17 protein-coding genes and 1 pseudogene are annotated in these 21,131 nt (G+C 74.0%); 11 read left to right on the top strand and 7 right to left on the bottom strand.

Translation table 11 applies throughout. The annotated features are described in order from the left end of the window. Window positions 1-110 precede the first annotated feature (110 nt). Complete coding sequence (locus J5X07_RS09830) at window positions 111-1,190, top strand: sensor histidine kinase (protein ID WP_208479687.1); 1,080 nt, start codon at window positions 111-113, stop codon at window positions 1,188-1,190. Between the two features lie 78 nt (window positions 1,191-1,268). On the opposite strand, the gene J5X07_RS09825 is transcribed toward J5X07_RS09830, so the two are convergent. The 3 genes from J5X07_RS09825 to J5X07_RS09815 form a co-directional block, all read right to left on the bottom strand. Further along, entirely contained in the window at window positions 1,269-2,255 is a 987-nt protein-coding gene (locus J5X07_RS09825) for a DUF368 domain-containing protein (protein ID WP_208479686.1), read from the bottom strand. Window positions 2,256-2,447: 192 nt separating this feature from the next. After that, window positions 2,448-2,921 (bottom strand): GtrA family protein, encoded by a 474-nt coding sequence (locus J5X07_RS09820; protein WP_208479685.1) that lies wholly within the window; start codon window positions 2,919-2,921, stop codon window positions 2,448-2,450. 54 nt (window positions 2,922-2,975) lie between these two features. Beyond that, window positions 2,976-4,331 carry a hypothetical protein gene (locus J5X07_RS09815; RefSeq protein ID WP_424924123.1) on the bottom strand — a complete coding sequence of 452 codons (1,356 nt, stop codon included), beginning with the start codon at window positions 4,329-4,331 and terminating at the stop codon, window positions 2,976-2,978. A 350-nt stretch (window positions 4,332-4,681) separates the two neighbouring features. On the opposite strand from J5X07_RS09815, the gene J5X07_RS09810 reads away from it, so the two are divergent. The 4 genes from J5X07_RS09810 (at window position 4,682) to J5X07_RS09795 (ending at window position 9,156) form a co-directional block, all read left to right on the top strand. After that, a complete protein-coding gene (locus tag J5X07_RS09810) occupies window positions 4,682-6,007 on the top strand; it encodes a 5-(carboxyamino)imidazole ribonucleotide synthase (protein ID WP_208479683.1) in 1,326 nt (441 codons plus the stop codon). A 150-nt stretch (window positions 6,008-6,157) separates the two neighbouring features. After that, window positions 6,158-6,688, top strand: a complete 531-nt coding sequence (purE, locus tag J5X07_RS09805) for a 5-(carboxyamino)imidazole ribonucleotide mutase (protein ID WP_124934187.1) — start codon at window positions 6,158-6,160, stop codon at window positions 6,686-6,688. Window positions 6,689-6,868: 180 nt separating this feature from the next. Beyond that, entirely contained in the window at window positions 6,869-7,858 is a 990-nt protein-coding gene (gene galE / locus J5X07_RS09800) for a UDP-glucose 4-epimerase GalE (protein ID WP_208479681.1), read from the top strand. A gap of 185 nt (window positions 7,859-8,043) precedes the next feature. Beyond that, window positions 8,044-9,156, top strand: coding sequence for a PDDEXK family nuclease (locus tag J5X07_RS09795; RefSeq protein ID WP_124934166.1), 1,113 nt, complete (start codon window positions 8,044-8,046; stop codon window positions 9,154-9,156). A 61-nt stretch (window positions 9,157-9,217) separates the two neighbouring features. On the opposite strand, the gene J5X07_RS09790 is transcribed toward J5X07_RS09795, so the two are convergent. Further along, entirely contained in the window at window positions 9,218-10,408 is a 1,191-nt protein-coding gene (locus tag J5X07_RS09790; protein ID WP_341769451.1) for an LCP family protein, read from the bottom strand. Window positions 10,409-11,151: 743 nt separating this feature from the next. After that, window positions 11,152-12,426 (bottom strand): LCP family protein, encoded by a 1,275-nt coding sequence (locus J5X07_RS09785; protein WP_244925091.1) that lies wholly within the window; start codon window positions 12,424-12,426, stop codon window positions 11,152-11,154. Window positions 12,427-12,544: 118 nt separating this feature from the next. Between J5X07_RS09785 and J5X07_RS09780 the strand changes: the two genes are divergently transcribed. Continuing rightward, window positions 12,545-13,459 carry a glycosyltransferase gene (locus tag J5X07_RS09780; RefSeq protein WP_244925090.1) on the top strand — a complete coding sequence of 305 codons (915 nt, stop codon included), beginning with the start codon at window positions 12,545-12,547 and terminating at the stop codon, window positions 13,457-13,459. A gap of 226 nt (window positions 13,460-13,685) precedes the next feature. Here J5X07_RS09780 and J5X07_RS09775 read toward each other — a convergent pair. Together J5X07_RS09775 and J5X07_RS09770 are read right to left on the bottom strand one after the other, a co-directional pair. Then, a pseudogene (locus J5X07_RS09775) lies at window positions 13,686-14,036 on the bottom strand (DUF2304 family protein); the annotation flags it as partial. 28 nt (window positions 14,037-14,064) lie between these two features. Next, window positions 14,065-14,787 (bottom strand): glycosyltransferase family 2 protein, encoded by a 723-nt coding sequence (locus tag J5X07_RS09770; protein ID WP_208479696.1) that lies wholly within the window; start codon window positions 14,785-14,787, stop codon window positions 14,065-14,067. Window positions 14,788-14,968: 181 nt separating this feature from the next. On the opposite strand from J5X07_RS09770, the gene J5X07_RS09765 reads away from it, so the two are divergent. The 5 genes from J5X07_RS09765 to J5X07_RS13430 all read left to right on the top strand — a co-directional run bounded on the left by J5X07_RS09765 (window position 14,969) and on the right by J5X07_RS13430 (window position 20,981). Further along, window positions 14,969-15,580 (top strand): acyltransferase, encoded by a 612-nt coding sequence (locus J5X07_RS09765; RefSeq protein ID WP_208479679.1) that lies wholly within the window; start codon window positions 14,969-14,971, stop codon window positions 15,578-15,580. After that, window positions 15,580-16,701: a DegT/DnrJ/EryC1/StrS family aminotransferase gene (locus tag J5X07_RS09760; RefSeq protein WP_208479678.1), complete on the top strand. Its 1,122-nt coding sequence runs from the start codon at window positions 15,580-15,582 to the stop codon at window positions 16,699-16,701. Before J5X07_RS09765 ends, J5X07_RS09760 begins: the two co-directional genes overlap by 1 nt. Window position 16,702: 1 nt before the next feature. Further along, a complete protein-coding gene (locus tag J5X07_RS09755; RefSeq protein ID WP_208479677.1) occupies window positions 16,703-17,812 on the top strand; it encodes a Gfo/Idh/MocA family protein in 1,110 nt (369 codons plus the stop codon). Between the two features lie 142 nt (window positions 17,813-17,954). Further along, on the top strand, window positions 17,955-19,289 hold the full coding sequence (locus J5X07_RS09750) for a lipopolysaccharide biosynthesis protein (RefSeq protein ID WP_243896693.1): 1,335 nt from the start codon (window positions 17,955-17,957) through the stop codon (window positions 19,287-19,289). Between the two features lie 402 nt (window positions 19,290-19,691). Further along, window positions 19,692-20,981 carry a glycosyltransferase gene (locus J5X07_RS13430; protein ID WP_341769449.1) on the top strand — a complete coding sequence of 430 codons (1,290 nt, stop codon included), beginning with the start codon at window positions 19,692-19,694 and terminating at the stop codon, window positions 20,979-20,981. Window positions 20,982-21,131: the final 150 nt, after the last annotated feature.

The following is a 21,131-nucleotide window of genomic DNA, read 5'->3' as shown; positions in this document are numbered from 1 at the left end:
CGCCCACCGCGGCCCGCACCAGGGCCACCGCACACCACCGCACCATGCGCCCCGGCCGCACCTCGTGGGCCGGGGCGCCGCTCGCCCGACCTGTTGAGAAGAGGTAGCAGATGCGCCGTCGAACCATGGTGACCTCGATGTCCGCCGTCGCCGTGGCCGTCGTCCTGCTGGGGGTGCCCCTGGGCGGGGGGTGGATCATCCTGGTCCTGCGCACGACGCCGGACCGCGGTGATCAGGTCAGCGCCATCCTCACGGTCGTGGCCACCATCGTGATCCTCACCGTCGTGGCCCTGGCCGCCGCCTCCGTGGTGGCGTCCAAGGCGGCCCGGCGCCTGTCCGCCCCCCTCATCTACCTGGCCGCCGAGGCCGAGCAGCTGGGCAGCGGGCAGGTGCGCCCCCGCCTGCGCTCCTCGGGCATCGAGGAGATCGACCTGGTGCAGGCCGAGCTGGTCCGCTCCGCCGAGCGCGTCGCGGGGCGCCTGGCCGCCGAGCGCCAGTTCGCCTCCGACGCCTCCCACCAGCTGCGCACGCCCCTGACCTCCCTGAGCCTGCGCCTGGAGGAGATCGAGCTGCTGTCCGACCAGGAGGAGGTGCGCGCCGAGGCCCACGCCTGCCTGGAGCAGGTCGAGCGGCTCACCGGCGTCGTGGAGGACCTGCTCAAGATCTCCCGGCGCACCGGCGGGGGCACCACCGAGGCGCTGCACCTGGCCGACGTCTTCGCCCAGCAGCGCGAGGAGTGGGAGCCCGCCTACCAGCAGGAGGGGCGCACGATCACCTTCAGCGACGAGGTGGGCCACCCGGTCCTGGCCACCCCCGGCTCCCTGGCTCAGGTGCTGGCCACCGTCATCGAGAACTCCCTGCGCTACGGCGGGGGCGCCACCACCGTGAGCGTGCGCGGTGCCAACGGCGGGCACGGCGTATTCATCGACGTGGCCGACGAGGGGCCGGGCGTGGGGGACGAGCTCGCCCCCTACATCTTCGACCGCCACGTCTCGGGCCACGGCTCCACGGGGGTGGGCCTGGCCCTGGCCAAGGACCTCGTGGAGGCCGACGGCGGCCGCATCGAGCTGTCCCAGCGGCGCCCGGCGGTCTTCTCCATCCTGCTCAATGCCGTGCCCAAGTCCCTGGACCCCAACAATGTCCTGCCCCAGGGCGCCTTGGTCTCGGTGGGGCGGCGACGCCGCTTCTGACGGCGCCGGCCCCGCGGCCCCGGCGGAGCGGCGTGGCTACAAGGAGCGGGCGCGGGTCCCGGCGGAGGGGCAGCGGGCTCAGGCGCCCGTCTCGGGGAGCTGCCGGGGGGCCGCTGAGCGCCGGGCGACAGCCAGGTCCACCACGATCATCGCGGTCACCAGTGCGAAGCCCAGCAGGCCCAGGGCCAGCACGGTGCCCAGCGGCTGGCCCGGGGGCAGCGCGCGGTTCATCTCGTCCTGCCATGGCCACAGCGCCCTGAGCCCTCCCACCATGAGTCCGATGAGGGCGCACAGGGTCATCACCTGGTGGTGGGCCAGCAGCCACTGGAGCGACTTGACCACCAGGGCCAGGCCCAGCATGGCGCCCAGCATGAACAGCCCCAGGTAGCCCATGTCGCGCTCATCCACGGCCCGAAGCGTGGGGGCGTACAGGCCGAAGGTCAGCAGCAGGAAGGATCCGGACAGCCCCGGCAGCACCAGGGCGGCCACGGCGATGGCCGCGGCGGGGACGATGACCAGGGGGTGGGGCTCGATGTGGGAGGGCTGGCGCGAGACGAGCAGCCACGTGATCGCGGCGGCCGCCGCGCCCGTGCCCAGCAGCCGGGCGGCCAGCCACCGCGGGCGCGGCCCGGGGGCCAGCGGCCTGCTGTTGAGCGAGTTGCGCACCATGCGCACCGGCACGCTCACCGAGGCCAGCACCATGCCGAAGAACAGGCCCCGCATCTGCACCGGGTAGTGCTCGACGGCGTCGGCCATGGGCCCGGCCACCGAGAGCACGACGGCCGGCATGCCGATGGCCACGGGGATGAGCAGGCTCCAGTGGATCGCGGCCAGGTGGGCCTTGGCCGCGGCCAGCCGGTCGGGGCCGGTGATCAGGGCCTTGAGGGCGGAGACCAGGTGGGAGGCCGATCCGATGAGCTCATCGTAGATCCCCACCACCAGGGCCACCGTCCCGCCTGAGACCCCGGGGACGGTCTCGGCCAGGCCGATGAGGCCCCCGCGCAGGAGATTGCCGGGGATGGAGGTGCGTCGTCGGGGGGCGGTCTCGGTCGTGCGGGCGCTCATGGCCGGGGCTCCTTCACCAGGGATGCGGACGGGGCGGCTGGGAGGGCAGGGGCCGGCGCAGTCGGTAGGGCGGTCACGCGGCTAGGCTAAGGGGCAGGGTCGGAGCCGTGCGGCGAGAGCTGTGCTCTGAGCATGTGGGATCGGGCACCACCGGCCCCGGCCCGCGTGGGCCGCAGGGCGCCCGGCTGCGGGTCAGCGGTGACCGGTGAAGACGACGTAGTGGTAGAACAGGAAGCGGAAGGCGGTGCCCAGGCCGAATCCCACGACATAGGCGGCGAAGTTGTCCGCCAGGGGCGAGGCCATCCCCAGGATGTGGTGGGTGAACAGCAGGCAGAACTGGGTGATGAGGATGCCCCCGAGGTTGGCGAAGGCGAAGAGGAAGGCCTCCCGGGCCGTGCTCTCCCGGGTGCGGCCGCGGTAGGTCCACGTCCGGTTGGCCACCCAGGAGAAGAAGGTGGCGGTGACCGCCGCCACCGCATTGGCGGTGTTGGGGTGGCCCGCGAGGATGCCCGTGGGGCCGTGCTGGAGCAGGTTGAACAGGCCGATGTCGATGACGAAGGCCGCCGCGCCCACCGCTCCGAACTGCATGAACTCCTTGACGATGGCCACCAGTCGAGCAGACAGGGAGCGGGGCCGGGCGCCGGGGGAATCGGTCATGCCCGGCATCCTAGGGAAGCCCCCACCAGCGGCGTTGCATTGAGACGCGCGGCGCTCGCGTGTTCAGGGCACCCACTGGATGTGCACCGTGCCCAGGTCCCACACCCAGGCCACCCACCACAGCTGGCCCCCCAGGCAGGACGCGAGCAGCGCCAGGCGCCCGCGCGCGCCCAGCACCGAGGCCGCTCCCCAGGCCAGGGGCGCCAGGGGGAGCAGGAGCCGGATGAGGGAGGTGGTGGGGTCGAAGAAGGCCAGGAGGTAGACGATGTAGCCCGCGCACCAGAACCAGGCCGGCGCCCCCAGGAGGCGCGAGGCCCGGGCCGAGAGGATGAGCGCGGCGGCCAGGAGGGCCACCAGCACCAGCGCCCATCCCAGGTGGTCCCCCACCCACCACCCCGCGCGGATGAGCCAGGGCGTGAAGGGGACCAGGTGGTCGCCCCGCCAGGAGGTCTCGGTGGCCGTGTAGGCATCCGCCCGGCCCGTGACCGCCCAGGCGATGGCCGGCCAGGCCAGGGCCGCCGCGCAGGTGGTCAGGGCCGCCACCAGCAGGTGGAGCCGGGAGCGGGCGACCAGCGGCTCCTGGGCGGGCAGGAGGCGCCGGTACCAGTGGCGGGGCACCAGCCCCCGGGCGCGCGCCGTCTCCCAGGCCCACCACAGCCCCAGGGCCGCCCCCAGGGGCACCCCCACCGGGCGTGCGAAGGAGGCCAGCACCGCGAAGGGGATCGCGCTCAGAGCCCGCCCGCGCGACAGGCGAAGCAGGGCCAGCCCCACCAGGAGCAGCCCCAGGGACTCGGCGTAGGGGACCTGGAGGATCGCAGCGCAGGGGGAGGACCACACGAGCCCCACCGCCCACAGCGATGCCGTGGGCCCCGTGCGCGGCGCCAGCCACCTGTCGGCGACGATGGCGGCTCCTGCGGAGGCCGCCACCGAGACCGCCGCCGCGCAGGCGTGGAAGGACCAGCCGGTCCAGCCCAGCACTCCCGCCAGGAGCGGCAGCAGCGGCATGAAGGCCCAGGAGTTCTGGCTCACCCGGCCATCGCCGTCCACGGGCAGGGTCGCGGGGTAGCCCTCGCGCGAGATGCGCTCGTACCAGCCCGCATCCCAGAAGGCCATGTGCTGGGCCCAGCCGGGGGCCGCCCCTGCCCAGGGCGTGGCCGGGGTGTCCTGGGCCCCCAGGCGCAGGATGATGAAGGTCGTCAGGCTCGCTGCCGCCCAGACCGCCAGGACCTGGATGGAGCGCGGCAGGCGCGTGAGGGCCGGCCCCTGGCTCGGGGCGGCCCCGGACCTGGAGGGGCCGGAGCCCGCAGGGGAGCCGGAGGGGGCCTCGGGGCGGGCGGCGGCGCCTGGGGCCTCAGGGGCGGGAGGCGCGCCGGCATGCGACGGGGAGGAGGCCGTGGGCGCCGTGGCTGGAGTCGTCACGGGGCTCACCCTACGGGCAGGAGGGATCGGTGCCGATGACCCCGGGTGCCTGCCATGCCCCGTTGCACATCTTCGGCGCCCCGTACCGCCCTTGCGGGTGGTGGATCCGCATGATTTCAAGGGCCCGGCTGGTGGTGCGGCGCTGAAGATGTGCAACGGGACCGGCGCTGCACATCTTCGGGCGATGGCGGGCGGGTTCTGGATCTGGGATCCGCGGGATTCCAAGGCTCGGGTCTGAGGAGGCGCGCTGAAGATGTGCAGCGGGCGCGGGCGCTGGGGCGGGCCTGAGCGGCGCGGGGCGGGCGCCGAGGTGCCCGGCTCGGGCCGGCGGGGCCGGGTAGCCTGAGCGCGTGAATGCACCGATCGTGGCCGTCATCGGGGGCGGGCAGCTGGCCCGCATGATGCAGGAGGAGGCCAGCGCCCTGGGCATCGACCTGCGGGTGCTGGTGGAGAGCCTGCGGGGCTCGGCCGGGCAGGTCGTCGTCGATGCGCCCGTCGGCGACGCCGACGACGAGGCCGCGGTGCGCGCCCTGGTCACCGGCGGCCGGCTCTCAGCCGCCGATGCGACTGGTGCCCCCGGCGCCGTCGGCCCGGGCGGGAGGAGCGGCGGCCCGAGGGCCGCGGTCCTCACCTTCGAGCACGAGCACCAGGACTCCGCCCTCCTGGAGAGGCTCCAGGCCGAGGGCCTCAGCGTCCAGCCCGCGCCCCGGGCCCTGGAGCTCGCCCGCGACAAGCTCGCCATGCGCCGGGCCATGGACGAGGCCGGCCTGCCCCAGCCCGCCTGGGCCGAGATCGCCGGCCAGGCGCCGCAGATGACCAGCGCTGTTGAGGACTTCGCTGCCGAGCACGGCTGGCCCGTGGTTCTCAAGACCCCCCGAGGCGGCTACGACGGGCACGGCGTCCTGCTGGTGCACGACGCCGAGGAGCTGCGCACCGGACGCGCGGCCCAGTGGATCGACTCGGTGGCCCGCACCCGGAAAGGCGAGTCCGGGGCGGGCGCGGGAGGCGGCGGGAGCCTGGGGGGCAGCGCCGTCACCAGCCTCCTGGTGGAGCAGGCCATCGCCTTCACCCGTGAGCTGGCCGTCCTGCTGGCCCGCAGCCCCAGCGGTGAGATCGCCGTCTGGCCAGTGGCGCACACCCTCCAGGAGGGCGGCATGTGCGCCGAGGTCATCGCCCCCGCCCCCGGGCTGGACTCCGCCGCCGCCCAGGAGGCCGAGCGGATCGGGCGGGCGGTGGCCGAGTCCTTCGGCGTCACCGGGGTGCTCGCCGTCGAGCTCTTCGCCATCGAGGTCTTCGGGGAGCCCACCCGCCTCTACGTCAACGAGCTGGCCATGCGCCCCCACAACTCCGGGCACTGGACCCAGGACGGGGCCGTGACCAGCCAGTTCGCCCAGCACCTGCGCGCCGTGCTCGACCTGCCCCTGGGCGGGACCCGGGCGCTGGCGCCCTTGACCGTCATGGTCAACCTCATCGGCGGCCGGCGGCGGCCGGGGCCCGGCGCGCTGGCCCGGGCGATGGCCGCCGAGCCCGAGGCGCGCATCCACCTCTACGGCAAGGAGTGGAGGCCGGGGCGCAAGCTCGGGCACGTGAACATGACCCTGGGGCCGGGCCAGGAGATCGCCGAGATCCTGGAGCGGGCCCGCGACGTCGTCGCCATCCTGCGCGGGGACCGGTGAGAATGGTGACGGCGCCGGCTGGCCCCGACCGGCCGGCCGCACGGGCTGGCCCCGACCGGCCGGCCCGCGCAGCCCACGCGGGGGCGATGGGGGATGGGTGGAATGAGCAGCAATAGGAACCACAGGAGGGATGGCGCGATGGGCGCAGGGATGAATCAGGGGCAGCCGGTGGTCGGCATCGTCATGGGCTCGGACTCCGACTGGCCGGTGATGAGCGCCGCAGCCGGGGCGCTGGAGGAGTTCGGCGTGCCCTACGAGGCCGACGTCGTCTCGGCCCACCGCATGCCCACCGAGATGATCGACTACGGGCGGACCGCCGCCTCCCGGGGCCTGCGCGCGATCATCGCCGGGGCCGGGGGAGCCGCGCATCTGCCGGGCATGCTGGCCGCCGTCACCGAGCTGCCGGTCATCGGCGTGCCGGTGCCGCTCAAGCACCTGGACGGCATGGACTCCCTGCTCTCGATCGTGCAGATGCCGGCGGGCGTGCCCGTGGCCACGGTCTCCATCGGCGGGGCCAGGAACGCCGGGCTGCTGGCGGTGCGGATCCTGGCCTCCGGCGCGGGCCCGGAGGCGGCGCGGCTGCGCGAGGCCATGCGAGCCTTCCAGGCCGACCTGGCCGAGATCGCCCATGCCAAGGGCGCCGCGCTGCGCGAGCAGGTCGGGGGCGCGGCGTCGAGCTGATCCGCGGGGCTCAAGCGCTCGCGGCCCGGCGGTCTGTGGCCGGTGCTCGCTCCGAGGAGGCCCGGTCCCTGAGATTCCTGACAATTCCCGGCCGATGCGCCGTCCTCGTGGGGCGCACCACGGCAGTTGGCGCGATCTTGTTCCTTTCTGATTGTTTATGTTCGGTGTTACGATTCCGGCATGAGTATTCTCGTTGCTGGAGGCGCCGGCTACATCGGCGCCCACGTGGTCAGGCTCCTTCTTCAGCGCGGGGAGGAGGTCGTCGTCGTCGATGACCTCTCCTACGGCAACCTGGACCGGGTCGAGGGCGCGACGCTCGTCGAGCTCGACGTCGCCTCCGGGCAGGCCGTCGAGGTGCTCACCGGGCTCATGCGCCAGCGCGAGGTCACCGCCGTCATCCACTTCGCCGCCCGCAAGCAGGTGGGGGAGTCCGTGGAGCGGCCGGCCTGGTACTACCAGCAGAACGTCGGCGGCCTGGCCAATATGCTCCTGGCCATGGAGGCCGCCGGGGTCGACCAGATGATCTTCTCCTCCTCCGCCGCCGTCTACGGGATGCCGCCCGTCGAGGTCGTCCAGGAGGACGTCGAGTGCCGCCCCATCAACCCCTACGGCGAGACCAAGCTCATCGGCGAGTGGATGATGGCGGACGCCGAGCGCGCCTGGGGGCTGCGCTGGGCCGGCCTGCGCTACTTCAACGTCGCCGGCGCCGGCTGGGACGACCTGGGCGACATGGCCACCCTCAACCTCATCCCCATGGTCCTGGACCGCCTCTCACGCGGCGAGACCCCCAAGATCTTCGGCACCGACTACCCCACCCCCGACGGCACCTGCATCCGCGACTACATCCACGTGCGCGACCTGGCCACCGCCCACATCGCCGCCCTGGACTACCTGGCCGGGGGAGGGGTGATGAGCGAGCACATCTTCAACGTGGGCACCGGCAAGGGCTCCTCCGTGCGCGAGGTCGTCGACCGGGTCATCGCCGCCACGGGCCTGGACATCCAGCCCGAGGAGCTCGAGCGCCGCGCCGGCGACCCGCCCCAGCTCATCGGGGACGCCACGCGGATCGGGCAGGTGCTGGGCTGGAGGGCCGAGCATGATCTCGATGACATCGTCACCTCCTCCTACACCTCCTGGCAGGCCGACCCCGCCCGCCCCCACTTCTCCTAGCCTCCCCCTCCTTTCGACAATTTGCATGAGATCGTCCTTTTCCAGGCCCGGAGAAGGACGATCTCATGCAAATTGTCGAAAGTACGGGAGGGGCTGGGCTCCACAGGCGGGCCTCGTGCAGGGCCCCTCCACAAGGCCGACCGCTCCCGTGGCGCCGGACGGGCGCGGTGCCCCACAGTCCCGGCATGGAAACCGTGCCAGTCTTCTTCTCCTCGGCCTACCTCGGCTCCCACCAGCCCGCCCCCTCCGCCAAGCTCAAGATCCGCGACGGCGCCTACATCGAGCCCCTCGACCTCTCCGAGCCGGCATGGCAGCTCAAGGCCCGGGTCACCCGCGCCCGCTGCCAGGCGGCCCTGCACTGCTCGCGCACGGACGCCGTTCTGTCACACGAGGCGGCCGCCTTCATCCACGGCCTGCCGCTCTGGGAGGCCGAGCCCGATATCACCACGATCCAGCGCACCGCGCCCCGCCGGGTCACCTACCTCTACCCCGTCGTCGACTACCCCCACGCGGACGGGCCGGCTGAGGCGGGCCGCACGCATCCGGGCCCGACGCATCCAGGCCCACCCCGCCCGCGCCCCACGCGGCCCGGCAGGCGCGCCGTCCACCGGCGCCGGGTGCGGATCCTGCCCGAGGAGGACATCGTCTATGTCGACGGCCTGAGGGTGACCGGCCTGGAGCGCACGGTCCTGGACTGCGCCCGCGAGCTCCACCCGCGCGACGCCCTGGTGGTCGTGGACGGCCACCTGCGCGGCCGCGCCCTGGCCTGCGGGAGCGACGACGTCGATGATCCCCGTTACCGGAGCGCTGAGAAGGAGGCCCGCGCCTGCCTCCTGGCGCGCTTGGAGGCGCTCAAGGGCGGCGGCGCCCGCCGCGGGATCAAGCGCGCCCGGACGATTGTGGAGCAGGCCTCGGCACGAGCCGAGAGCCCTCTGGAGTCCGCGCTGCGCTGGGTGATCCTGCAGGCCGGCTTCCCGGCTCCGGTGCTGCAGATGCGCGTGCACGCCCCTCACGGCCGCTACCGGGTCGACCTGGCCTGGCCGAGGCATCGGATCCTCGTCGAGGCCGACGGGCTCCTGAAGTACTCCGGCCAGGATGGCCGCGCCCTGGCCCGGGAGAAGGTCCGGGAGGATGACCTGCGCCGGCTCGGCACTGTCCTGCGCTTCATCTGGGTCGACGTCGCCGCCCTCACCCCGGTGGTCGAGGAGCTCGCACGGGCCTTCCCCGATGACGTCGTCGCCAATCTCCATCCCGTCCCGGGCCTCCAACCCCCGCCCGACCTTCGACAATTTGCATGAGATCGTACTTCTCCAGGCCCGGAAAACGCCGATCTCATGCAAATTGTCGAAAGGAGGGGGGTTAGGCAGGCTGGTTGAAGTCGGCCGGGGTCAGCTCGCCCTCGCGCAGCCTGGTGAAGAACTCCGGCGCAGTGGTGCCCTCCAGGAGCACCGACTGGCCGATGCCGCCCGGCTCGTAGGCCAGGTCCTCGATCGGCGGCGCCCCGGTCATCTGCTCCCCGGAGGCCGAGCGGAAGGCCAGCACCATCTGGGCCAGGTCCATCACGCCGCTGCTCTCATCGACGGTGAGCACCTGGGTGCCGGCATCCACCAGCGCATCCTGCTGGGAGAAGCTGGTGATCGTCGAGGTCGAGGCCGCCTTGCTCACCACCGCCGAGATGACGGCGCGCTGGCGCAGCCCCCGGCCGATGTCCCCGGTGGGGTCGGCCTTGCGCATGCGCGCGTAGGCCAGCGCCTTGGTCCCGTCCACGGTCTGACAGGTCCCCTGGGAGGTGTCCCACACCAGCCCCGAGTCCGGGTCGTCGACGTCGTAGTCCAGGCAGACCTCCACGCCCCCCACCGCATCGACCATCTGGGAGACCCCGCCCATGCCGACCTCCACGTAGTGGTCCACGGTCAGCCCGGAGAGGGACTCCACGGTGCGCACCAGCAGCTGTGGCCCTCCCAGGGAGTAGGCGGCGTTGATCTTCTCGCCCCCGTAGTCGGGGATCTCCGCATAGGTGTCGCGCGGCAGCGTCGTCAGGCTCGCCTGGCCGTTGTCCGCGCGGTGCAGCAGCATGACGGAATCGGCGCGCGCGCCCTCCGTGCCATCCTGGATCGGCCCGTCGGCCCGCGCGTCCGAGCCCACGATGAGCCAGGTCTCCCCGGGGGTGTCCTGCGCCCCCGAGAGGGCCTCGACGCGCTGGAGCTGGGAGGACACCGAGTGCCACAGCCAGGCCACCCGCGCCCCCACCAGCACCAGGAGGACCACCAGGATGATCGCCGCCCAGCGCAGAGCCTTGCGCCCGCGCCGCCTGCCATCGCGGGGGCCGGGCGCCTCGGGCCGGTCCGGTGAGGATCCCGGGGGCACGACGTCGGGGCGCGGGCCGCTCCGGGGGGCGCGGGCGCCCGCGGGCATCACCCGGGTGCCCGCGTGGGCGCGGGGCCGGGCGGGGAAGGTCCCGCGCCTGGCCGAGGCCGGAGCCCCGGCGCGCGACGGCGGCGCTCCCGAGGGCCTGGGGGCGCCCGGGGCGGCATCGGCATCCAGGGGCACGGCCGAGGAGCCCGTCCGGGCCCGGCTCCTCCCCGAGGGCACCCGGGGGCGGGGGCCGGCGGCACTGCTCCTGCCGGCATCCTCACCGCCGGCGGTGCCGGCGCCGGCCGCTGGGCGGGCGGGTCGGGCCTGCCCGGGCCCGGCGGTCGGGCGCGCACCGGGGGACCGGGCCTCGACGGCGCCCGCCCCGCGCGAGGCGGCCGGCGGATGGGGGCGCCGGGGGCGCGCCCCGGAGGCCCCGGGTCCTATCGGGCCCCCGCGCTGAGCCGGCCCCTCCGGATGCGAGGGGGACTGCGCGCGCCCGGAGCCCGCGTCGGCGCTCCCCGTGCTCCGCGTGCTCCCTGTGCGCCGGGCGGGGGGCGGGATCGATCGCGGCGGCTGGGCCGGGCCCGGCTGGTCGGGCGCCCCGGGGTCTGTCCGCGGCGCTCGGGAGGGCCGCACTGCCGGGGGCGGTGAAGAGCTGGCGGGGCCACTGGAGGAGCCGCGGGAGCGTGAGGCGGATCCCGCAGTGCCCGGCTGCCCAGGGCCCGGGGCCACCCCCCGGCCGCCCCGGCCCGGACCGGCCGGATCACCGTTGGCGCTGCGACGACGACGCCAGTCCTGGCCTCCTGATCCCGGGGAGATGGAGGGGGGAAGCTGATCGTCAGAGCTCACGCTGTGGAATCCTTCCTCGCTGGCCTCACCGGCATCCCGTGGGGAGGATCCGCCTGGCGCCGGTATGCGGGCCGCGTGTCATGGATGGCTCACCGGCACTGCTGGATGGCGGCGGCCTTGGCAGCGGCCGCGCTCGGGTCCTCGCTGGGAGTGGCGCTGCTGTCCTGGCCCTCCTCGGCGGTGGGCTCCTCCTGCTCGGGCTCGGCGGACTCGGTCTGCTCGCCGCCGGTGGCCTCCTGGCTGGGGGCGCTGCCGTCGGCCTGGGAGGTCACGGAGGCCTCGGCCACCGGCTTGTCCGCCCGCAGGGCCTTCCACACGGCGTCGGCCTCGGCGGTGGGCTCGACCCGGTCCGGGTCCCACTCGGCCTCCTGGTGGGGCATGGTTATGAAGCTGATGTTCTCCATGCCCACGCTCTGGACGCTGGAGGCCAGGCCCATGAGGGTCTGGAGCTTGCCGATGCGCTCGGAGGTGGTCAGGGTCTCCAGGGCGGAGGCGGAGAAGGTGTAGAGCTGGTCGGCGTTGGTCAGCAGGTTCTTGGACTGGGCGGTGCGCATCATGGCGCCCACGAGGTTCTGCTGGCGGGGGATGCGGGAGATGTCGGAGCCGTTGCCCACCCCGTGGCGCACGCGGGAGTACTGCAGGGCGGTGGCGCCGTCCATGGTGTGGCAGCCCTCGTCCAGGACCAGGCCGGTGTAGTCGGGGTCGTCGATCGGCTCATCGACGTAGACCTTGACCCCGCCCAGGGAGTCGACCATCGTGGACAGGCCGTTGAAGTCCACCACGACGAAGTCGTCGATGCGGATGCCCGTCATCTGCTCCACGGTGCGCTGCGTGCAGGCCGCCCCGGAGGCCACGTCCTTGGTGTCGTTGCCGCCGTTGGAGCCGTTGGAGAAGGCGAAGTTGAACTGGGTGTCTGTGGAGGCCTCGGTGGTCTCCCCGTCCAGAGTGGTGCACTCCGGGATGTCCACCAGGGTGTCCCGGGGCACGGAGACGACCTCGATCCGCTTGCGGTCTGCCGAGACGTGCATGATCATCGCCGTGTCCGAGCGGGCCCCGGCCCCCTCCTCGGTGCCCTCGGAGTTGTCGACGTTGTTGGCGCCACTGCGCGAGTCCGAGCCCAGGACCAGGAGGTTGACGGCGCGGCCCTCGTAGCTGTCGGGCACATCGTCCCCGGGGCGGTCCCCGCCCAGGATGTCGTCGACGTCCACGGAGTTGATGCGGGACTGCAGGTCGTGCCAGGCGAAGCCGAGGCCGGAGGCCGCGAAGAGCGTCACCGCCAGGAGGCACAGCATGACGCGCCGCCCTGCATGGCGGCCCAGGTCCTTCACGGAGTGCCGCGCGTGCGGCCGGGCTATCTTTGGCACGTTGGTGATCATAGGGAACTCCGCGGCGAATCCCCATGGGTTCTTCTCCTCCCCGCGGATGAGATTCGCCTATGGGAGGTGAAGCCCCTCACGTCGGTCACGGCGCTAGGCTCCCACCGTGACCAGAACTGTGGATCCGGCGGCCCCCGACCGCCCCGTGGACGGCGAGCGCGTGCGCGTCGTCACTGTCGCCTACAACCCCGGTGCCGAGCTCGACCGCTTCCTGGACTCCCTGGCCGGGGCGACCCGGCGCCCGCTGAGCGTCGTCATCGCCGACAACGGCACGCAGCACGACGTCGTCGAGACCGCCGCCCGGGCCCACGGCGCCCGCGTGGTGGGCGACGGCCGCAACCGGGGGTACGGGGCCGGGGCCAACCTGGCGGCCGCCGGCCTGGAGGAGGAGTGGCTGGTGGTGGCCAACCCCGACCTGGTCTGGGAGCCCGGCAGCCTGGACCGCCTCCTGGACGCCGCCCTGGCCAACCCCCGGGCCGGGGCCCTGGGGCCGCGCCTGCTCAACCCCGACGGCAGCATCTACCCCTCGGGGCGCGCCCTGCCCTCCCTGCTCAAGGGCGGGGGCCATGCGCTGCTGGGCCGCATCTGGCCCTCCAACCCCTTCTCCAGCGCCTACCACACGGCGGTGGGGGCCCAGGAAGGCGTGCGCGAGGTGGGCTGGCTCTCGGGGGCCTGCCTGCTGCTGCCCGCCGCCGTGTGGCACCGCCTGGGCGGTTTCGACGAGAGCTACTTCATGTTCTTCGAGGATGTGGACCTGGGGGAGCGCGTGGGCCGGGCCGGGTGGCTCAACGTCCAGGTGCTCGACGCCGTGGTCGTCCACGAGCAGGGGGCGAGCTGGAAGGCCCGCCCCGAGAGGATGATCCGGGCCCATCACGTCTCGGCGCGCCGCTACCTGCGCGGCGTCTACAGCGCCGCCTGGCAGGCCCCCGTGCGCTGGGCGGTGGGCCTGGGGCTGCGGCTGCGCGAGGAGGCCGTCGTCCTGGCCGCCCGGCGCGGCCGGCGCCAGGACGAGGCGCGGTAGGGGCAGGTAGGGGCACCGGCGGGGCGGTCGCGCCCCGAGCCCGCCGCGCCGTGAGGGCGCCCGGTCCCGCGCGCGCCCGCCTCAGGGGTGCGCCTCAGGGGCGCTCGGCCCGCTGCCCGGCCCTGTCGGGCTGCTCCGCGGGCGCGGCCTGCTGCGGGGCCGGCCCGTGCGCGGCCCCCTGCGGCTGACCGCCGGCACTGGTGGTCAGCGCGGCGCTGGAGGGCCCGGCCGCGCCGGGCGGCGGGGGAGCGGCGTCCAGCGCGACGCGCCGCGCCAGCCGGGTGATCTGCCGCTCCCTGGCGGCGTTGCGCCGGAAGGAGGACAGGACCTGGGCCAGGAAGGCGACCACCAGCGCGTAGAGCAGCAGGTCGGCCCCGCGGCCCACGCCCACCATGTGGGCCACGGTGGTGGTCAGCGAGGGGGTGATGATGGCGATGACGGCGAACAGGGCGAAGGCCAGGGTCGCCACCCGGCGCGCGGCCTGGTGGCGGGCCCCGCCGGGGCTGCGCAGCATCATCCACCCCACGGCGGCGACGGCGGTGATGAGGAGGACCTGGATGATGATCTGGGAGCTCATGGCGACTCTCCTTGTGCGTGGGCGGTGCTCAGGAGAAGAGCAGGTCGACGAGGATGTTCACGGAGTTCCACAGGGACTGGCCCTTGGCCTTGGAGTACTCGGTGTAGGTGATGGTCACCGGGAACTCCCTCCAGGGAAGGCCCATGGCCCCGATCTGGCGGACGATCTCGCTGGCGTGCGCCATGCGGTTCTGCCTCAGGTCCAGGCGCTCGAGCGCATCGCGGCGCAGGACGCGCAGGCCGTTGTGGGCGTCGGTCAGGCGCATGCCGGAGGTGCGCGAGCTCACCGCCGCCGCGGTGCGCAGGACCAGGCGCTTGAGCCAGCCCACGGGGGAGGGGCCCTTGAGGAAGCGAGAGCCCAGGACGACGGCCAGGTCCTCCTGGCGGGCGGCGCGCACCATGTCGGCGGCGTCCTGGGCCGAGTGCTGCCCGTCGGCGTCGAAGGTGACCGCGTAGGCGGCGTCGGTGCGCTCCAGCAGGTAGCGGAATCCGGTCTGCAGGGCGGCGCCCTGGCCCAGGTTGACGGGGTGGCGCACGACGACGGCCCCCGCCAGCTCGGCCTGGTGCGCCGAGTCATCGGCCGAGCCGTCGTCGACGACGACGACCAGGGGGAAGATCTCCCGTGCCTGCTCGATGACCCGGCGGATGACCTGGGCCTCATTGAACAGGGGGATGACCAGCCAGGCGTCGGTGAGCGCGGCCGGGGGGCACGGCGGCGCTGGAGAGGTGCCGGGGGCGGGGTCAGGAGAAATCACCCCCGCATTCTCGCACGGCGCGCGGCCCAGGCCGTCGAAGGCGGTTAGGATGACTGCGTTCGTCAGAGCCTCAGGCGGCCTTCGGGTGCGTCTCGCCCCGCTGTGAGGGCGCTGCCGCTCCCCGGGCAGCAGGGGCCTCCGTCGGGCATGACCCCGTCGTCCACCCCCAGGAGCCGCTGTGGCCACCCGTATCGCCCCGACCGCCGATGTCTCCCAGGAGGCGAGCATCGGCCAGGGAACAAGCATCTGGCACCTCGCCCAGGTGCGCGAGCACGCCGTGCTCGGTGAGAACTGCGTCGTGGGCCGAGGGGCCTATATCGGTGAGGGGGTGCGCATGGGGGCCAACTGCAAGGTGCAGAACTATGCCCTGGTCTACGAGCCCGCCGTCCTGGCCGACGGGGTGTTCATCGGCCCGGCGGTGACCCTGACCAATGACCACTTCCCCCGCGCCGTCAATCCCGACGGCTCCCTGAAGTCCGCCAGCGACTGGGAGCCGGTGGGGGTGACCATCGAGGAGGGCGCCGCCATCGGGGCGCGCGCGGTGTGCGTGGCCCCGGTGCGCATCGGGGCGTGGGCCACGGTGGCCGCGGGCGCCGTGGTCACCAGGGATGTCCCCGCCCACGCCCTGGTCGCGGGCGTGCCCGCCCGCCGCATCGGCTGGGTGGGGCGCGCCGGCGAGCCCCTGGTCCCCGCCGAGGGCGGCTCCCAGGGGGTGGCGCGCTGGCGCTGCCCCGTCACCGGGGTCCTGTACGAAGAGTCCGACACCACCATCCGAGAGGTGACCCACTGATGCCACGCGAGTTCATCCCCGCCGCCAAGCCCATCATCGGCCAGGAGGAGCGCGAGGCCGTCGATGCGGTCATCGCCTCGGGCATGGTGGTCCAGGGCCCCCAGGTCAAGGCCTTCGAGGAGGAGTTCAGCGCCCAGGTGGTGGCCGGGGCCGAGTCCGTGGCCGTCAACTCCGGCACCTCGGCCCAGCACGTGGCCACCCTGGCCAGCCGGCTGCCCGAGGGCGCCGAGGTCATCGTCCCCTCCTTCACCTTCGCCGCCACCGGCAACTCCGTGGCCGTCTCGGGCGCCCGGCCGGTCTTCGCCGATATCGACCCGGCCACCTTCACCCTGGACCCGGCCAGCGTGGAGGCCGCCATCACCGAGCGCACGGCCGCCATCGAGGTGGTCCACCTCTACGGCCTGCCCGCGAACATGCCCGCGATCCTGGACATCGCCGAGCGCCACGGCCTGGCGGTCTTCGAGGACGCCGCCCAGGCCCACGCCGCCGCCATCGACGGCCGGCCCGTGGGCACCTTCGGGGCCTGGGGGTCCTTCTCCTTCTACCCCACCAAGAACATGACCAGCCTCGAGGGCGGCATGATCACCACCTCCGACCCCGAGCTGGCCCGCCGCTGCCGCCTCATCCGCAACCAGGGCATGGAGAAGCAGTACGCCAACGAGGTGGTGGGCCTCAACAACCGCATGACCGATGTGGGCGCCGCCGTGGGCCGCGTCCAGCTGGCCAAGCTGGCCGGCTGGACCTCCGCCCGCCAGGCCAATGCCGCCGCCCTGGACGAGGGCCTGGCCGGGCTCACGGGAGTGGTCACCCCCGTCGTGCCCGAGGGGTACACCCACGTCTACCACCAGTACACCATCCGCCTGGAGGGGGCCGGCGCCGAGGAGCGCGACGCCGTCCAGGCCGCCCTGCGCGAGGAGTGGCAGATCGGCACGGGCGTGTACTACCCGATCCCCAACCACCGCCTGGAGTCCCTGGCCCCCTACGCCCCGGGCCTGGAGCTGCCCGGCACGGAGAAGGCCGCCCGCGAGTGCCTCTCCCTGCCCATCCACCCCAGCCTGAGCCGCGAGGACCTCGAGCGCATCGTCGAGGGCGTGGCCGCGACCGTGAAGGCGGGTGCCTGAGATGAGCGAGCACATCACCCCCGATGGCCTGGCCTCCGCCGTCCCCACCCCCGGGCCGGGTGGGACCCCGCCCGCCGGCGGGGCCCCGGTGCCGCTCAAGCACCTGAGCGGCAAGGGCACCGCCGAGGCACCCCTGCGCGTGGGCCTCATCGGCCTGGGCTCCATGGGGCGCCACCACGCCCGCGTCATCCGCGCCACCGAGGGCATGGACCTGGTGGCCGTGGCCGATCCGGGCGGCGACCGCTTCGGGGTGGCCGGGGATCTGCCGGTGCTGGGCAGCATCGAGGAGCTCATCGACGCCGGGCTGGACGCCGCCATGGTGGCCGTTCCCACCGTCTACCACGAGCAGGTGGCCCTGGCCCTGGCCGAGGCCGGCGTGCACACCATGGTGGAGAAGCCCATCGCGCACGACGCCGCCGCGGGCCGCCGCGTGGCCCAGGCCTTCGCCTCCCGGGGCCTGGTGGGCGCCGTGGGCTACGTCGAGCGCTGCAACCCCGCCCTGCGGGCCCTGCGCGAGCGCCTGGACCGGGGCGACCTGGGCGAGGTCTACCAGGTCATCACCCGCCGCCAGGGGCCCTTCCCGGCGCGCATCAGCGACGTGGGCGTGGTCAAGGACCTGGCCACCCACGACATCGACCTGACCGCCTGGGTGGCCGGGGCCCCCTACGCCGCCATCAGCGCCCAGGTGGCCCACCGCTCCGGCCGGCAGACCGAGGACCTCATGGTGGCCAACGGGCGCCTGGCCAACGGCGTCATCGCCTGCCACGAGGTCAACTGGCTCACCCCCTTCAAGGAGCGGGTGACCATCGCCCTGGGGGAGAAGGGGGCCTTCGTCGCCGACACCCTCACCGGGGACCTGACCTTCCACGCCAACGGGACCGTGGCCTCCACCTGGGACCAGGTGGCCAACTTCCGGGGGGTCAGCGAGGGCGACGTCATCCGCTACGCCATCCCCAAGCGCGAGCCCCTGGCCCTGGAGCAGGAGCACTTCCGCGACGCCGTGCGCGGGGTGGGCTCCCACCACGTCACCATGGCCGAGGGCGTGGCCACGCTCGACGTCGTCGAGGCGGTGCTGGTCTCGGCGGCCGAGTCGCGGACCATCACCCTGTGACCCGCCCTGCGATCCAGCCTGTGAGCCGAGCCGCTCCTCATGCGCCGGCCCGCGGCGCGGCCGGTGCTGCGGGCCGTTGCGCCGTCGGGCGGGTGCCGTGAGGGGGGCGGTGCTCCGGCTGCGCGAGCACGCCGCCTCGGTCCTGCGCTCCTCGCCCTTCCTGGGCCATGTGCTCACCCTCATGACGGGCACAGCCGTGGCCCAGGCCGTCACCTTCCTCATGACGATGGTCCTGGCGCGCATCTACACCCCCGAGGACATGGGGCACCTGGCCGCCTACATCGCGGTGGCCTCCATCGTGGTGGCGGTGGCCGCTCTGCGCTACGACATGGCGATCATGCTGCCCAAGACCGAGGCCCAGGCGCTGAGCGTGGCCAGGCTGGGCACGTGGTGCATCGTCGTGGTCTCCGCGCTGGCCACGGCGCTGTCCTTCCCGCTGCGGGGCCTGGCCGCCCGCTACTGGGGCGGGGAGCTGGCGGCCTGGCTGCCGCTGCTGGGCCTGACCACGCTGCTCATGGCGGGGGTCGAGCTGCTCAAGTACTGGTTCAACCGCCACAGCGACTACCGCGTCATCGCGGTCAACCAGGCCGAGCAGCAGATCGGCCTGACCGGGGGGCAGCTCATCCTGGGGCTGACCTGGTTGGGCGGCCTGCCGGGCCTCATCGTGGGGCACACGCTCGGCCAGGTCTTCGCCTTCCTCAACCTGGGGCGCCAGGCACCGGCCCTGCGGCGGCGCCTGCCGGCCGGGGCGCCGAGCCTGGGCTGGGCGGCCCGCCGCTACCGGCGCATGCCGCTGCTCAACGCCCCCAACGCCCTGGTGGACGCCGTGCGGCTCAACGGCATCCAGCTGCTCATCGGCGGGTACTCCGCGGCCGCCCTGGGCCAGTTCCAGCTGGCCTGGCGGGTGCTGGACGCGCCCCTCATCCTCATCAACGGCGCGGTGGCGCGCGTGTTCTTCCAGAAGCTCTCCGCGATCGAGCCCGGCCAGATGCGGCCCCTGGTGCGCGCCACGATCAGGCGGGCGGTGCTGGTGGGCGCGGCGCCCTTCGCCCTCATCTACCTGCTCTCCCCCTGGTTCTTCCCCCTGTTCTTCGGGGGCCAGTGGGATCAGGCCGGCGACTTCGGCCGGGCGCTGACCCCCTGGCTGTTCATGCTGCTCATCACCTCCCCGATCTCCAACCTCTTCGTGGTCACCGAGCACCAGGACTGGCTGCTGGGCTTCTCCGTCCTCTACGCCGCCGCGCCCCTGGCCTGGCTGGCCCTCTCCCCACTGGACCTGCTGGCCACCAGCTACATCCTGGGGGCGATCATGGGCGGGCTGCTGGTCCTCATGACCCTCATGGCCGACCTGGCCGCGGGCCGCTTCGACCGCACGCCGCACCGCCCCGGCGCCGGCGGGGTCAGTGGTGAGGATGAGGCCGAGGAGGCCGGTGAGGGCGCTGGTGAGGACGGGGCGGGCGTGGAGGGCGCGCGCTGAGGCCGCGCCAGCGGGTCGGGGTCCTGGCGCGGATCGGGGGCTGCCGCCCCTGATGCCGCATGATCCGGGCGCCCGGGCCCCAGGGCCCGGTCCCCGCCTCGCCGTCCAGCCGGCCGGCGGCCAGGCGCGCCCAGCTCAGTCCCGCGCCCGGTGCACTCCCGCGCCCGGCGCAGTCCCGGGCCCGGTGCGCACCGGGGACGCAGGCCCGGGTTGATCCCCAGCCATCGTCCTGGTCCCGGTCTCCCGATCATCACGGCGGTCACAATCCGGTACCGGCTCCTCCGCGTCAGGGAGCGGCGGCGGGCGCGCGCCCCGCTCCATGCCACAGTTCCCGTGGTCGGCGCGCCTCCGCTGCTGCGCCGGCCAGATCCTCTCCCCCTGCTGCAGAAGGCCCGGTACCAGGTGCATGTCGTCCTCACCCCGGCCTGGTACCCGGACCGGGCCCGGCCCCACAACGGCTCGTTCTTCCGGCATCAGGCCCAGATGCTCAGGCGCGCGGGAATGCGCGTCGGCGTCCTGGCCCTGGAGCCGGTGTCCTTCTGGCAGGCCGGTGCCCGGCTGGAGGCCAGTGTGGAGGAGGGCATCGTCGTCGTGCGCGGCACCATCCCCACCATCCCCAAGGGGGCCCTCCCGGGGGACCGCGCCATCGCGCGGTCGGTGGCGCGGCGCGCCGTCCGCCTCTACGACGAGATGATGGAGGCCCAGGCCCGCCCGCGAGCCGGCCATCAGGCGGGCCATCGCTCAGGGCGGGCGGCGGGAGCCGGGCCGATCGCGCCGCCGCAGGCAGTGCACGCCCACTCGGTCTTCGCCGGGCTCCATGTGGGTGCCCTGGCCGCCCGCCACTGGGGGGCCGGCCTCGTGCTGACCGAGCACCGGCCCTCCTCCCTGCAGCGGGCCAGGGCCGGGTGGCGCTACCGCGCCCTGAGCCGGGATATGCGCGACGCCGTCGTGCGCTCCTCGGTCTCCACCCCCTTCAGCCGGCGCCTGGAGGAGTACTGGGGGCAGGGGCCCTGGGAGGACATCGCCCTGCCGGTGCCGCAGGAGCACTTCAGCATCCCGCGCCGCCCCTCCGGCGGCGCCCTGGCCTTCTGCCACGTCTCCCACCTGGACGCCAACAAGCACACCCCCCAGACCCTGGAGGCCTTCGCCCGGGCCTGCCGGATCCTGACCGCCGCGGGGCACCAGGAGCCGAGCCTGACGGTGGTGGGCGGGAACGAGGCCGAGGTCGCCTCCCTGCGCGGTGTGGCGAGATCCCTGGGGATCGGGCACCGCACGGTGCTCACCGGCCGGGTCGCCCACCAGGAGGTTGCCCGCCGCATGGCCGCCGCCGACGTGCTCATCCTGGCCAGTGGGGTGGAGGCCGGTGGCACTGTCCTGGCCGAGGCCCAGGCGCTGGGATGCCTGTGCGTGGCCACCCCCACCTGGGCGGGGCGCTTCATGGTGGAGCGCGCCAGCGGCATCGTCCTGCCGGAGCGGTCGCTGAGCAGTGACGAGGCGCTCGTGGCCGAGCTCTCCCGGGCTCTGGTGGAGGCGGCCCGGGGCCTGGACGGGGAGGCGCCCCGCTGGTCCGCCGAGCAGATCCGCCGGCGGGCCCGTGAGCGCTTCGGCGAGGAGGCCTTCGTGGCCGCGAGCCGGGACATCTACGAGCGGGCCGCGCAGGGGCGGGCCGGCGACAGGCGGCACATCGGGTAGAGCCTCGGCCGCCGATCGGGCCGCGCACGTGCGGGCCGGCGGCTTGAGGCCCCGGGCAGGTGCGTGGAGAACCGGGTCTTCGCCCATGCGCCTGAAGGCTGGCGACGAGGTCCGCTCACGGGTGCGTGCCCTATCCTGGGGCGACGTCCG

The organism is Actinomyces bowdenii (genome assembly GCF_017592395.1).
Taxonomy (GTDB): Bacteria; Actinomycetota; Actinomycetes; order Actinomycetales; family Actinomycetaceae; genus Actinomyces; species Actinomyces bowdenii.
Note: the sequence above shows the minus strand (reverse complement) of the source record. Positions and strands in the feature narration are given on the sequence as shown.